The organism is Streptomyces sp. NPDC031445 (genome assembly GCF_055581365.1).
Map to the genome: position 1 here is coordinate 1 of NZ_JBVIJO010000017.1, position 12802 is coordinate 12802.

At 68.7% G+C, this 12802-nt stretch carries 10 protein-coding genes and 3 pseudogenes; 3 read left to right on the forward strand and 10 right to left on the reverse strand.

Features of this window, described 5'->3' with window-relative positions; all coding sequences use genetic code 11:
• Nucleotides 1-91: 91 nt before the first annotated feature.
• The 3 genes and pseudogenes from ACZ5DC_RS34840 to ACZ5DC_RS34850 all read right to left on the reverse strand — a co-directional run.
• Nucleotides 92-691, reverse strand: a pseudogene (locus ACZ5DC_RS34840) (NAD(P)-binding protein); the annotation flags it as partial.
• Nucleotides 692-904: 213 nt separating this feature from the next.
• Nucleotides 905-1570: a fasciclin domain-containing protein gene (locus ACZ5DC_RS34845; protein ID WP_468659537.1), complete on the reverse strand. Its 666-nt coding sequence runs from the start codon at nt 1568-1570 to the stop codon at nt 905-907.
• Between the two features lie 91 nt (nt 1571-1661).
• Nucleotides 1662-3293, reverse strand: a complete 1632-nt coding sequence (locus ACZ5DC_RS34850) for a molybdopterin-dependent oxidoreductase (RefSeq protein WP_468659539.1) — start codon at nt 3291-3293, stop codon at nt 1662-1664.
• A gap of 870 nt (nt 3294-4163) precedes the next feature.
• Between ACZ5DC_RS34850 and ACZ5DC_RS34855 the strand changes: the two genes are divergently transcribed.
• Nucleotides 4164-4637: an alpha/beta fold hydrolase gene (locus ACZ5DC_RS34855; RefSeq protein WP_468659541.1), complete on the forward strand. Its 474-nt coding sequence runs from the start codon at nt 4164-4166 to the stop codon at nt 4635-4637.
• On the opposite strand, the gene ACZ5DC_RS34860 is transcribed toward ACZ5DC_RS34855, so the two are convergent.
• Both ACZ5DC_RS34860 and ACZ5DC_RS34865 read right to left on the reverse strand, forming a co-directional pair.
• Nucleotides 4615-5307: a transposase gene (locus tag ACZ5DC_RS34860; RefSeq protein WP_468659543.1), complete on the reverse strand. Its 693-nt coding sequence runs from the start codon at nt 5305-5307 to the stop codon at nt 4615-4617. The two genes, ACZ5DC_RS34855 and ACZ5DC_RS34860, sit on opposite strands and share 23 nt — an antisense overlap.
• Nucleotides 5308-5619: 312 nt before the next feature.
• The gene (locus ACZ5DC_RS34865; RefSeq protein WP_468659545.1) at nt 5620-6588 is read right to left on the reverse strand and encodes an NAD(P)H-dependent flavin oxidoreductase; all 969 of its coding nucleotides are present in this window, start codon (nt 6586-6588) and stop codon (nt 5620-5622) included.
• Nucleotides 6589-6652: 64 nt separating this feature from the next.
• Between ACZ5DC_RS34865 and ACZ5DC_RS34870 the strand changes: the two are divergent.
• Nucleotides 6653-6766 (forward strand): annotated as a pseudogene (locus ACZ5DC_RS34870) (IS5/IS1182 family transposase); the annotation flags it as partial.
• A 20-nt stretch (nt 6767-6786) separates the two neighbouring features.
• Here ACZ5DC_RS34870 and ACZ5DC_RS34875 read toward each other — a convergent pair.
• Nucleotides 6787-7593, reverse strand: a complete 807-nt coding sequence (locus ACZ5DC_RS34875; protein WP_468659547.1) for an IS5 family transposase — start codon at nt 7591-7593, stop codon at nt 6787-6789.
• 98 nt (nt 7594-7691) lie between these two features.
• Nucleotides 7692-8435: pseudogene (locus tag ACZ5DC_RS34880) on the reverse strand (transposase); the annotation flags it as partial.
• A gap of 64 nt (nt 8436-8499) precedes the next feature.
• Here ACZ5DC_RS34880 and ACZ5DC_RS34885 point away from each other — a divergent pair.
• The gene (locus tag ACZ5DC_RS34885; RefSeq protein ID WP_468659549.1) at nt 8500-8865 is read left to right on the forward strand and encodes a hypothetical protein; all 366 of its coding nucleotides are present in this window, start codon (nt 8500-8502) and stop codon (nt 8863-8865) included.
• A gap of 162 nt (nt 8866-9027) precedes the next feature.
• Here the strand turns inward: ACZ5DC_RS34885 and exaC are convergent, their stop codons facing one another.
• The 3 genes from exaC to ACZ5DC_RS34900 form a co-directional block, all read right to left on the reverse strand.
• Entirely contained in the window at nt 9028-10551 is a 1524-nt protein-coding gene (exaC, locus tag ACZ5DC_RS34890) for an acetaldehyde dehydrogenase ExaC (protein WP_468659551.1), read from the reverse strand.
• Nucleotides 10552-10606: 55 nt separating this feature from the next.
• Nucleotides 10607-11914, reverse strand: a complete 1308-nt coding sequence (locus tag ACZ5DC_RS34895; protein ID WP_468659553.1) for a GAF domain-containing protein — start codon at nt 11912-11914, stop codon at nt 10607-10609.
• Nucleotides 11915-12184: 270 nt separating this feature from the next.
• Nucleotides 12185-12784 carry an N-acetylmuramoyl-L-alanine amidase gene (locus tag ACZ5DC_RS34900; RefSeq protein ID WP_468659808.1) on the reverse strand — a complete coding sequence of 200 codons (600 nt, stop codon included), beginning with the start codon at nt 12782-12784 and terminating at the stop codon, nt 12185-12187.
• Between the last annotated feature and the right edge of the window lie 18 nt (nt 12785-12802).

Consider the following 12802-nt stretch of genomic DNA (forward strand, 5'->3'; position numbering starts at 1 on the left):
GCAATCCCCGGAACTACCTGGCCTTTCTCGGCCTCGCCGCCGCCCTGTGCTGCTACAAGAGACTCGTCCACCTCACCACATAGGACACCGTCTTAAGGGCCGTCTGCGCGTCGCAGGACCACACCGCGGACACGACCGGCGTCATGAAGTGGGCGCGGAAGTAGGACGAGAATCCGGCCGCGTCCAGGAAGGCGCCGAGCGTCAGCGTCTCATCGGGGCCGGTCTCCAGGAGGCGCCGGGCGGCGCGGTGGAAGCGCGGCACCTCGGCCAGCATGCGCAGGTACGGCCCGCGCAGGGTGTTGCGGGGCTGGGCGAGCAGTCCGCGAAGGCCACGGGCGCCCGCGTATTCCAGTCCGCAGCCCTCGCACCGTACGGACATGCTCATCTCCGACTCCTGTGTGGCCACGCCGAGTTCGCGGAAGAGGCGCAGGAGGCTGGGGTAGGTGCGGCGGTTGTGCACGATGAAACCGGAGTCGACGCGGTGGGTGCGTCCGTCGGAGGCGGTCAGGTCGTGGGTGTGGGCGTGGCCGCCCAGCCGTTCGTCGACCTCGTAGAGGGTGACATGGTGGGCGCGGCCCAGGATGTGAGCCGCGGTCAGTCCCGCTACTCCGCTGCCGATGACGGCCGTGCGGCGCCGGTTCTCGGAGCGGGGGCTCCGCGCGTTCGACGCCGCATCGGACGGTTGTTCCATGATGGTGTCTCCCTCCCCGGACGGGTGAACGGCAAGATCAGAGGGCTGGGCTGCAGGCCCGGGGGTCTGCAGCCCAGCCCTCTGATGAGGGACACCCGCCAGGCCCTGCCGGTCGGGCGCCTGGCGGGTGCCCCGGCCAGGAGGACGCGTGCCGCCTGAGTCGCTCCCGTCAAGGCGACCGGGCAGGACGCGCGTCCTCGGCTCGCGGTGGTGTCAGCTCTTGGGCATCAGGACGGTGTCGACGATGTAGACGTTGGCGTTGGCGGTTTTGACGTTGCCGCAGACGACCTTGGCGGAGTCGTTGACGGTGTAGGACTCGCCCGAGCCGGAGGTCATGACCTTGGACTTCTCCAGCGTGTCAAAGGAGCCGTTCTCCAGGTCCTTCGGCGTGAGCTTCCTGCCGACGACGTGGTAGGTGAGGATCTTCGTCAGTTGGGCCTTGTCGTTCAGCACCTTGTCCAGGGTGGCCTTCGGGATCTTGTTGAAGGCGTCGTTGGTCGGCGCGAACACGGTGATGTTCTGTGCGTTGTTGAGGGTGTCGACCAGGCCGGCCTTCTTCACTGCGGTCACGAGGGTGGACAGTGCGGGGTTGTTGGAGGCGGCGGTGGCGACCGGGTCCTTGGCCATGCCGTCGAAGGAGCCGGCGCCGTTCTTCGGCACGGCGGAACAGGCGGGGCCGAACGGCTGGTCCATGCCGCTCGCGTTGCTGCTCGAGCCGCTGCCCATGTCGTCGCTGCTCTTGGTGGCGGGAGCCGATGCCTTGTTCGAGGAGTCGGACTTGCCCGAGTCGCTGCTGCCGGTGGAGCAGGCGGTCAGGGCCAGGGGCAGCACGGCGGCCGCGGCGAAGAGTCCGGCGCTACGGCGGATACGGGTGTTCATCGTGTTCTCCTGTCGGAAGGTGCAGCGTGATACGGCTGCGCTTGTGGTGTTGCGGAACGGTGGTTGGGAAGGGGCACAGGGCCTCTTGTGATCACTCGACGGTCACTACGACGGAGTGCCATCCGCTGGCGCCGTCGGGGATGGTGCGGGTGCGTTTGTCGGTCTGCACCGTGCCGGTGCGGTCGGTGGCGCGGACGGTGAGGGTGTGGCCGCCCTTGGTGGCCTGCCAGGGAAGGGACCACTGGCGCCAGGTGTCGCGGGTGTCCTCGGCGGCCAGGTCGGGTTCTTGCCAGGGGCCGTCGTCGATGCGGACCTCGACCTTGTCGATGCCCCGGTGCTGGGCCCAGGCGACTCCGGCGATCATCACCGTGCCGGCCTTGGGCCGGCCGAAGGGCTTGGGGGTGTCGATCCGCGAGGCGGTCTTGATCGGGGCCTTGCGGGCCCAGCCGCGCTTGACCCAGTACGGGTCGTAGGAGTCGAACGTGGTGAGCTCGATGTCCTTGATCCACTTGCAGGCGGAGACGAATCCGTACAGGCCCGGGATGATCATGCGCACGGGGAAGCCGTGGTCGAAGGGCAGCGGCTCGCCGTTCATGCCGAGGGCGAGCATGGCATCGCGGCCGTCCATGAGGTCCTCGACCGGGCTGCCGATCGTCATGCCGTCCACCGACCGGGACACCAACTGGTCTGCCGGCCCGCCCTGGGACGGAGGCTTGATGCCGCATTCGGCGAGCAGGTCGGCCAGCCGTACGCCGATCCAGCGGGCGTTGCCCACATAGGGGCCACCGACCTCGTTGGAGACGCAGGTCAGGGTGATGTCCCGTTCGATCAGCTCCCTGCGCAGCAGGTCGTCGAAGGTGTAGGTGCTGGGATGTTGTACGCCCCTGCCGTGGATCCGCAGGCGCCAGGCGGTGGCGTCCACCTTGGGCACCACCAGTGCGGTATCGACCCGGTAGAAATCGGGGTTGGGGGTGACGAAGGAGCTGATCCCTGGGACGCGGATTCCGGCCCTCTTGGGGACCGGTTGCGCCGGTGACCCGGGAGAAGGCAGCACGAGCTTTTTACGGGAGGCGATCGCGTCCTGGCCGCGCGAGGCGTTCAGGGACCGGCCGACCGCGCCGACCGCAGCAGAGGCCGCTGCCGCGGATGCGGCCGCGAGGACGAAGCCCCTGCGGTCCCAGCCTGGGGACGGAGGCGAAGCGTCTCCCGCTTCCTCGGTCGCCGACTCGGATGTCGACGCTGCTGGCCGCCTCACCGCGGTGAGGCGGCCCACCAGCACGTACAAGAGCGGCGCTCCGGCAACGGCCCCGACGACGGATGGGAGTGCGTCGGTGAGGCTGCTGGAGTCGGGGCGGCTGACGGCCGCTGCCGCCCCGACGACTCCGAAGAGAAGGACCCCGGCGGCTCCGACCCGCCGATACCGCACTGCCAGCGAACCCAGCACCAGGGCCAGCACGGCCAGCACGACTAGGATGCCGAGCTGCAGCACGAGCTTGTCGTTGGTGCCGAAGTGGCGGATCGCCCAGTCCTTGACCGCAGCGGGCGTTGCGTCGATGGAGGCGCCGCCCACCGCGATGACCGGACTGGACTGCGGACGCACCGCTGCCGCGACCAGCTCGGCCACCGCCAGCGCTGTGAAGCCGGCCAGCACCCCGCTCAGCGCACCCAGCGCCAGGCGCGGCCACCCTGGCCGTACTCGCTGATCCTTCTCTTCATCCCTCACGGGGGGAATCCGGTTCTGCCCGCAGGCCGGATTGGTCTTAGACCTGATCAGGTGAAAAAAGATTTCAGACCAATCCACCGTGCATTCCGTTACGGATTATCCAGTTGAGCGCCGGCAAGCATCGCCGGACTCGCTCCCCTGGGGCATGCGTGGCACTGCTCGGAGGCGCCTGCGCAAGCAAGTCGATCACGTCGACCCTGTTGCCGCGCAGGCGTTGACCGGGACGCTGACCGGGATCCGCACCACGTCGCCCTACAGCACGCCGCGGCGAGCCGACCGCAGCCCCCTACCGGTCGCCGCCCGCTCACTCAGCCGTCGCACCGGCGAGCGCCACCCTGTCCTCAGTGACCGCCGGACCCGCACCCCCTCGCCCGAGACCGCAGAATCGTCATGTTCACGCGCCTGCGGCAGCAGCCGCCGGCCGGCCGCGTGCCATGACCACCACAGGTAATGCGCTGCCGACCGCAGACCGCTCACAACGGCCTGGACAACCCGAGCGCGCTACCCGGACACCGGCGAAGCCCTCATGTCGGCATGGCGCATGACCGGCAAGCCGATGCTGGGAAGCGGCCACACGGCACACGCCGTCCGATGCTGATGTGCACCAAGCCTTTCTGCCGACGGCTGCGGATTCCGTGCGCGAGATGTCACTGCACAGTGACACCAGGAAGGAGGGGATCGTGTCGACCGTGCAAGAACACGAAGGAAAGTCAGCAACGTCGGCGCTGCGGCTGCGGCACTGCCCGCGGCAGCCGCGGGCGGCGATCGTCAGCCTGCACGGGGGACGGGCGGACAGCTGCCAGACATCGCAGCCCTGGCACTTGACGGCACTGAGAATGCGCCCCGTCCTCCGCGTCGGCTGCATCCGCCATGCCCCTGGACGACATCGTTCTGGCCCACGTGCGCTACCGCCACCGCGGCTGGAACCACAACGATCCCCTGCACGACACCTACCGCGCCCTCAGGGAACTGCACCAGATCGCAGGAGCGGTGCCGACCATCCTCATCGGCCATTCCATGGGGGGCAGGGCAGCCCTGCGGGCAGCTTCTCACCCGCAGGTACACGGCGTCCTCGCTCTCGCGCCATGGCTTCCGCCAGGGGAACCCGCCGGGCAGCTGAGCGGAAAACGCGCCGTCGTCATGCACGGCGAGCGGGACAGGGTGACCAGCCCCCGCGCCTCCGCTGACTACGTCCAGCGGGCCCGAACGGCCGGGGCCCGTGTCGGCGTGATCCTCATCCGCAAAGGGCCCCCTTACGAGGGGGCCCTTCCTGGAGTGGTCGGGGCACGCCGGTTCGTCGCGCGGGTGACAGTGAGCCTTTTCAGCGTTGCTTCTCCAGGGTGAGGATGACCTTGGTGATGACGGACATGCGGTTGGGGCTGATGCGGGATCTGCGGAAGATCTGCCAGGACCCCAGTCGTGCCATGCCGCGTTCGACGGGTGCTCGCGCCTGGGCGAGGGCGTGGTTGATGGTGCGCTGAGTGGGGGTGAGTTCACCGCCGGGTGGCCGTTTGAGTGCGGTGGTGGCCCAGGGGCCGGCGCCTTGGTAAGCGCGGTCGGCGAGGATCGGGATACCTTGTCGCTCGCAATACCGGATGATCTTGTGTGTGCGGGCTGCGGTGAGGTCGTGGGTGCGGCCCGGCAGTGCGGGCGAGATCCGCAGCACCTCACCGGCGGGATCGGTGATGACCTGCACGTTCACGCCGTGGCGGCGGTGTTTGGCGGAGTAGTCGGCACGACTGTCGCCGACACGGTCGCACTCGGCGAGGGTTCCGTCCAACAGGACGAAGCCGGGATCGTGCTCGCGCAGCGTCTTCAGCAGGCCGGGGGCGCGTTCGGTGAGCAGGCCGACGACGCTGGTGACGTAGGCGTGGGCGGTGCCGACGGACATCCCGAAGCCGGCCGCCATGCGGGCCAAGGTGTCGTGACGTCGGAGGTACACGAGAGCGACGAGCGCACGTCGGTGCGGCGGCAGTTTGCACCGCCTGTCACCCTCGCGGGTGACGATGAGCATCGTGACCCACTCGACCAGGGCGTGGGGCAGGTCGATTGCGGCAGGATACGGAAACCAACAGGCCTCCTGCACCGATGGGTTGAGACTTCGAACACCTCCCTCAACGGCACGGGAGCCTTGTCCGTTACGGGCCCCACCCTCACGTCGCCTCCGTCACTCGATCGGCGACCACGCTGAAAACGCTCAGTAGTGGTGCAGTCAACTGTGGCCTCCGGCGACGCGTCCCGATGGGATGCGCATCATCCGCCTCGCCTCACGCTCGGCCGGCCCGCCATCACCGGCGAAGACGACTCCAGCGTGGGCTGCTCAGGGTCAGCGAAATGAATCTACCCTCCGCAGGGCATCTTCCGCCTCCCGCAGCATTCTCGTGACAATCTCGCGCGCCGGGAGAATATCGTGGATGAGTCCTGCGGACTGGCCAGTGAACGGCATGTCTTCGTCCCCGCGCCCCTCAATTACTGCGTTCAACAGGCGTGATGACGCCTCAGCGGAGTCGACAAGTTCCGGATTGTCGCGAAGCATGTCGACGAGCGGTGTTCGCAATGATCTGGGGACTCCGAAACCGTCCGGGCGACTGAACGGTGGCATCACCCTGTCGCTGTTCACTACCTTGACCGCGTCAGAGCCGTCCGACTCAATAATTCTTTGCTTCCACGAATGAGAGACGTTCATTTCGTGGGAGGCAAGGAATCGAGTACCCATGACGACGCCCTGTGCGCCCAGTGTGAGGGCGGCAGCCAGGCCGCGTCCGTCCGCGATGCCGCCGGCAGCAAGGACGGGGGTCTGGCCTGCAAGGTCGACGACTTGTGGTACGAGCACCATGGTGGCCACATCTCCGCTGTGGCCACCTGCCTCGCCACCCTGCGCAACGAGCACATCCGCTCCGGACTCCAGTGCCGAAGTGGCCTGACGGACGTCTGAGACCTGTTGGATCCACAAGATACCCGTGTCGTGAGCTCGGGCGATCAGGTCTGCCGGGACAGCCAGGTGGAAAGAGACGGCTGTCGGACGCTCTTCCAGAGTGGCTGCGAATGCCTCTTCGTCGAAAGGGCGCATGGTGTGATTCACGGCGAATGGCCGTGCAGTCAGTCCTCTCAGGCTATTCCATTGCTCCCTGAGCTGGGGCAATGATCGCACGGCCGTGCCGAGGCTGCCCATACCCCCCGCCTCGCAGACCTCTGCTGCCAGCTGCACCTGATCCCATGGACCGAAAGGAGCACAGACGACGGGCACGCTGATCCCGAGAAGCTCACACACGGGTGTCCTCAACATGTATCGCATCGTAAAGCAGCCACGAGTCGTATCTGTCCCGGAAACGCAGGCGGGCGGGTCCCAGCCGGCTACTGAACGAAGCGTCGCGCGGCTGAAGGCCTGGCAGATCTTCCGCCGTGCCCGTTGCAGCCCCAACCGCCTGTCGTCAGTCTCCGCTGCCGTCCTCACCCTGGAGCGTCAACGCTGAAAACGCTCAGTGAACCTCTTTCATCCTGAATAGTCGCAGGTCAGTAGTGTGTGGATGGCTTGGACGGTGCGGCTGATGCGGCGGGTGGAGGAGCGGGCTCTGCGCATGATGCGCCAGGACTTGAGTCGGGCGAAGGCGCGTTCGCCGGGGGCTCGGAGCCGGGCGTGGTCGCGGTTGAACTGCTGGTAGTGCTCGGGCTGTTCGCCGTGGTGGTAGTACGGGGTTCGGAAGGTGGCGCCGGCGCCCTGGTAGGCCCGGTCCGCCAGCACAAGGATCTGCCGGGTCAGGCAGGCCTGGACGATGCCGTGGGCACGGGCCGAGGTCAGGTCATGTGTGCGGCCGGGCGTCGCCCGGGAGAACCACAGGGGTGTGCCGTCAGGGCGCGCGATCACCTGCACGTTCATGCCGTGCTTCCTGTGTTTCTGCGAGTAGTACGGCTGATCGGCGTGGACGCGGTCGGTGGGGATCAGCGTGCCGTCAACGATGACGTGGTCGCCCTCACCGAGGCCGGTGAGGGCTTCATGCAGGCCTGGGGCCCAGGAAGCCAGCACCTCCAGAGCCTCGTCCACATAGCGCCAGGCGGTGGCCTGCGATATCGCGCACCCGGCGCCGAGCTGGGCGAACGTCTCGTTCTTGCGCAGATGGACCAGCGTGAGCAGTGCCTGGTCGAAGCAGCCGAGCTTCCGCCAGCGGGTGTTACGTGCGCGGCGGTGCTCGTACAGCAGCCAGGCAACGTGCTCAACGAGCTCATGCGGGACGTCGAGCGTGGCACGATACGGAACCAACAGGGCCCCTTCGGTCGCCGGTGTGCTGAGTGGAATCACCACGCCAACGACGAGGGGCCCTGCCTCGTCACCACACCCACTGACCAGCCCATTTCACCCCCCAGCACAGGATGAAAGAGCTTCACTGAGCTTCTTAATCCTTGACGTTCCAGGGTGAGGATGGCTTTGGCAATTGACGTCATGCGGTTCGGACTGCATCGGGACCTGCGGAAGATCCGCCAGGATTTCAAGCGGGCGACGCCGCGTTCGACCGGTGCCCGTGCCGCGGCCAGGGCCCGGTTGACGGTCTTCTCGATGGGGGTGAGTTCCTGCAGGGGCCTGCGTTTGATGCCCGTGGTCAGCCAGGGGCCGCCGCCCTGGTAGGCGAGATCGGCCAGGATGGGGACGCCCTGGCGCTCGCAGATGCGGATGATCCGGTGGGTGCGGGCGGCGGTCAGGTCATGGCAGCGGCCCGGCAGTGCGGGCGAGAGCCACAGCAGCCGGCCGTCCGGATCGGCGACCACCTGCACGTTCACCCCGTGGCGGCGGTGCTTGTGGGAGTAGTCGGCCCGTGAGTCGCCGACCGGGTCACACTCGGCGAGCGTGCCGTCCAGGAGGACGAAGTCCGGACCGTGCTCGCGCAGGACTTTCAGCAGGCCTGGGGCGCGTTCGGCGAGGAGACGGACGACCGCGCTGGTGTTGGCGTGGGCGGTGGACTCGCTGATGCCGAACCCGGCGGCGATCTTCGCCAGGGTGGTGTGCTCGCGCAGGTACACCAGTGCCACCATCGCGCGTTGGGACGGGCGGAGCTTGCAGCGCCGGTCACCCTCACGGGTGACGATGAGCATGGTGACCCACTCCACGAGCGCATGGGACAGGTCAAGTGCGGCAGGATGGATGACCAGCGAGGCCCCGAGCAGCGTGGTTGAGACGTCAGACATCTCCACCAACTGCCCAGGGGCCTCGGTCGTGGCGCTTCGCGTCGACGTGGCACCTGACGGTCGACTTTTCCGGAACCAGGCTGGTAACTACGTGGACGCTGCCGCCTACGGCATCACATGGGCGCGGGCCCGGGAATACGCCCTGACTCGAACTGAGCGCACTTCTCGCCTGGCCAAGCGGCCTTACGATCTCCGTCACGCCGGGATCTCGTTCTGGCTCTACTCCGGAGTGGACCCGGCCGAGTGCGCCCGCCGCGCCGGCCAGAGCATCGAGGTTCTCATTCGCCACTACGCCAAGTTCCTTGACGGCCTTCGAGAGCAGGCGAACCGTCTCATCGAGCAGTCCATGAACGAGTGGCAGCGCGTCAGTCAAGGTGACGCACCCGAGGGCTGAACCGGAGGTTTGGTCCGTGGCTGGTCCGGAAGCACTGGTCAGGAGGGGTGCAGTCGTGGGAGGAATTGGGAGTTAGCGCGCAAGCCGGGCTCGGTCGAGGGCGGGTTGAGTGAAGGGCGCCTGACGGGTGAATACCCAGGTCAGGCGCCTTTCCGCGTGCCTCTAGAAGAAGCCGAGCTTCTTCGGCGAGTACGACACCAGGAGGTTCTTCGTCTGCTGGTAGTGCTCCAGCATCATCTTGTGCGTCTCACGGCCGATCCCCGACTGCTTGTAGCCGCCGAACGCCGCGTGTGCGGGATAGGCGTGGTAGCAGTTGGTCCACACACGGCCCGCCTGGATCGCGCGCCCCGCGCGGTAGGCGGTGTTGATGTCCCGGGTCCACACACCCGCGCCCAGGCCGTACAGCGTGTCGTTGGCGATTTTGACCGCGTCTTCGAAGTCGTCGAACGAGGCCACGGAGACGACCGGGCCGAAGATCTCCTCCTGGAAGATCCGCATGCGGTTGTCGCCCTCGAAGATGGTCGGCTGGACGTAGTACCCGCCCTTCAGCTCTCCCTCAGCGTCGATGCGTTCGCCACCCGTGAGGATCTTCGCGCCCTCCTGGCGGCCGATGTCCAGGTAGGAGAGGATCTTCTCCAGCTGGTCGTTGGATGCCTGCGCGCCGATCATGGTCTCGGTGTCCAGAGGGTGACCCGGCTTGATGCGCCGGGTGCGTTCGACGGCCGCCTCCAGGAACTCCGCGTAGTGACCGCGCTGGATCAGTGCCCGGGACGGGCACGTGCAGACCTCGCCCTGGTTGAGCGCGAACATCGTGAAGCCCTCGAGCGCCTTGTCGCGGAAGTCGTCGTCGTGCGCCCACACGTCGTCGAAGAAGATGTTCGGCGACTTCCCGCCGAGCTCCAGGGTGACCGGCTTGATGTTCTCCGAGGCGTACTGCATGATCAGCCGCCCCGTCGTGGTCTCCCCGGTGAACGCGACCTTCGCCACCCGCGGGCTCGACGCCAGCGGTTTGCCCGCCTCCACGCCGAATCCGTTGACGATGTTCAGCACACCCGGCGGCAGCAGGTCCGCGACCAGGCTCAGCCAGTAGTGGATGGAGGCCGGGGTCTGCTCGGCCGGCTTGAGGACGACCGCGTTGCCCGCGGCGAGCGCCGGCGCCACCTTCCAGGCCGCCATCAGGATCGGGAAGTTCCACGGGATGATCTGCGCGACCACCCCGAGCGGCTCGTGGAAGTGGTACGCCACCGTGTCGTCGTCCAGCTCGCCCAGCGAGCCCTCCTGCGCGCGGATCGCCCCGGCGAAGTAGCGGAAGTGGTCGATCGCGAGGGGGATGTCGGCGGCCAGCGTCTCCCGGACCGGCTTGCCGTTCTCCCAGCTCTCGGCCACCGCCAGCGGCTCCAGGTGGGCCTCCATCCGGTCGGCGATCTTCAGCAGGATGTCGGAGCGCTCCGCGACCGGGGTACGACCCCACCCGGGCGCGGCCTCGTGAGCCGCGTCCAGCGCCCGCTCGACGTCCTCCGCGGTACCGCGCGCGATCTCCGTGAACGGCTGACCGTTGACCGGTGACGGGTTCTCGAAGTACTGCCCGCGCGCCGGCGGCACATAGGCGCCACCGATGTAGTGGTCGTAGCGCGCCTGGTAGGAGACGATCGCGCCTTCGGTGCCCGGCGCCGCGTAACGAGTCATCCTGGTTGCCTCCCGGTGCAGCGCTGCCCGCCGTTGGGCAGCTCTCGGCGCGAGGCTAGGGACGCGGACGTTGCAAGTACGTTGCGTCGCGGCTCCGCGCCCGTGCCCGGCCGGCCGGTGCCGCCAGTTCGGCCTCCAGCGTGGCGAGCCGGGCCCGTACCGGTGCAGTCGGGCGTACGGCGGCGAGCGCCCGCCACACCTCCAGGTCGTCCTCACCCCACGGCGCGTGCGCCCAGTCCGCCAGCAGATCGGGGTCGCCGTGCGCGATCAGCGCGGAGCGCAGCCCGCCGGCCAGCCGCTCCCGCAGCCGCACGATCGCCGGGGCCTGGGAACCGGGCAGCAGCGGGCCGGTGTACGCTTCCGCCGCCGCCGTCAGCGCCCCCGCCTCCAGTCGCCGCTCGACCACGGTGGCGTCCGACTCCACCGCCGCCGTCAACCGGTACGGCCGCGAGGCGAGCAGCCCCGGACCGAGCAGTCTGCGCAGACGCGCCAGCTCGGCGCGCAGCGTCACCGGGGTCACCGACTCGTCCGCGTACAGCGCGCACAGCAGCTCGTCGCCGCTCAGGCCCTCGGGATGCCGTGACAGCAGCACGAGGATCTCGCTGTGCCGACGGCTGAGCCTGATCCGGCGTTCTCCCACGGCGAGTTCGGCCTCGTCGCGGCCGAGCGCGCTCAGCAGCGGCCCCTCCCCGGCGGCGCGCGGCGGGACGAGCAGGGCGAGCTGTGCCTCGGCGGCCCGCGCCACCGCCCGCACGAAGCCGAGACTGTGCGGATGGGCGAGCCCGTCCCCGCCGGTGATGTCCACGGCCCCCAGGACCCGACCGGTGCGTGGATCGTGCACCGGAGCGGCGGCGCAGGTCCACGGCTGCACCTGCCGTATGAAGTGCTCCGCGGCGAACACCTGCACGGGCCGGTCCACGGCGACCGCGGTGCCCGGCGCGTTGGTGCCGACCGTGCTCTCCGACCACCGGGCACCGGGCACGAAGTTCATCCGGTCCGCGCGGCGCCGGGTCGCCGCGTGCCCCTCCACCCACAGCAGCCTGCCGTGCGCGTCGCACACCGCCAGCAGATGTTCGCCATCGGCCGCGAAGGTGCCCATCAACTCCCGGAACAGGGGCATCACCCGGGACAGCGGATGCTCCGCGCGGTAGGCGCCGAGATCGTCGTCGGTCAGCTCCACGCTGGCGGCGCCGTCCGGCCCGACACCGGCCCGCGCGCTGCGCCGCCACGACTCCGCCACCACCGAGCGCACCGGGCGCGGCACCGTGCCCACCGTGGTGAACGTCTCGTGCGCCCGGCGCAGCAACCGGACCCGCTCGGCGGGGTCGGCCCCCGGCTCCAGGGCAACCCACGGATCGCTCAACTCGGCCTCCCGGACAGTGGAACGGTGGTGGTGCGGTGCGGTACGGGACGGTGATACGGCCTACGGCGGCTCCGGGCGGTGGTGCGGTCGGCTCAGCGGTGACACAACGGCTGCCACGGCGGCTGGGACCATCGTCGCCCCGGGCGGTCGCGCGGACAACCGGTGCGACGGCGGCTCCGCCTCCGGCTAGGGCCTTCCGTTTGGATCAGGCCGGACCAGGGCGGGGTGCCAGGGCCCGCGAGCCCGGCATGGTCCGGACGAGAGGCCCTCCTAGGCGAAGTTGACCATTCTGATGTACCGCACCCAGTCCCAGTCCGGCCCCGGGTCGGTGTGGTCGGTTCCGGGCACCTGGTAGTGGCCGATGATGTGCTCCCTGTCCCGGGGGATGCGGTACTTGGCGCAGATCGCCGCCGTGAGCTTCGCCGACTCCTCGTAGAGGGCGTCGGTGAAGTAGGCAGGCTGGTCGATCCAGCCCTCGTGCTCGATGCCGATGCTGCGCGTGTTGTAGCTCCAGTTGCCCGCGTGCCAGGCGATGTCGGTCTCGTGGACGCACTGGGCGACGTGCCCGTCCGCCGAGCGGACCACATAGTGCGCGGAGACCTTCTTCTGCGGGTTGCTGAAGATCGCCAGCGTGTCGGTGAACGTCTCCTGTGTGACGTGGATGATCACTCGGTCGATGGTGTAGTCGCCGGGGCGGGCGGACGCCGTGTAGTTGGAGCTGCTGGCCGCGTGCCACTCGGCGGGCGGATAGTCGACAGCCGCGCTCTGGGCGCCGGCCCGCGGCTCGGGGAGCAGCGCGTAGGGGACGGCGGCGAGTGCCGCGCCCTTGAGCAGCCGGCGCCGGCTGAGCCGGGGTCTGGCTCGGTCCATGTCCATGGCGGGATGCCT

What these genes read in the sequence shown, in the direction of transcription:
- ACZ5DC_RS34860 (WP_468659543.1), bottom strand. Translation starts at nt 5,307, where the DNA reads ATGCTCATCGTCACCCGCGAGGGTGACAGGCGGTGCAAACTGCCGCCG.
- ACZ5DC_RS34900 (WP_468659808.1), bottom strand. Translation starts at nt 12,784, where the DNA reads ATGGACCGAGCCAGACCCCGGCTCAGCCGGCGCCGGCTGCTCAAGGGC.
- ACZ5DC_RS34865 (WP_468659545.1), bottom strand. Translation starts at nt 6,588, where the DNA reads ATGCGATACATGTTGAGGACACCCGTGTGTGAGCTTCTCGGGATCAGC.
- ACZ5DC_RS34845 (WP_468659537.1), bottom strand. Translation starts at nt 1,570, where the DNA reads ATGAACACCCGTATCCGCCGTAGCGCCGGACTCTTCGCCGCGGCCGCC.
- ACZ5DC_RS34855 (WP_468659541.1), top strand. Translation starts at nt 4,164, where the DNA reads ATGCCCCTGGACGACATCGTTCTGGCCCACGTGCGCTACCGCCACCGC.
- exaC (WP_468659551.1), bottom strand. Translation starts at nt 10,551, where the DNA reads ATGACTCGTTACGCGGCGCCGGGCACCGAAGGCGCGATCGTCTCCTAC.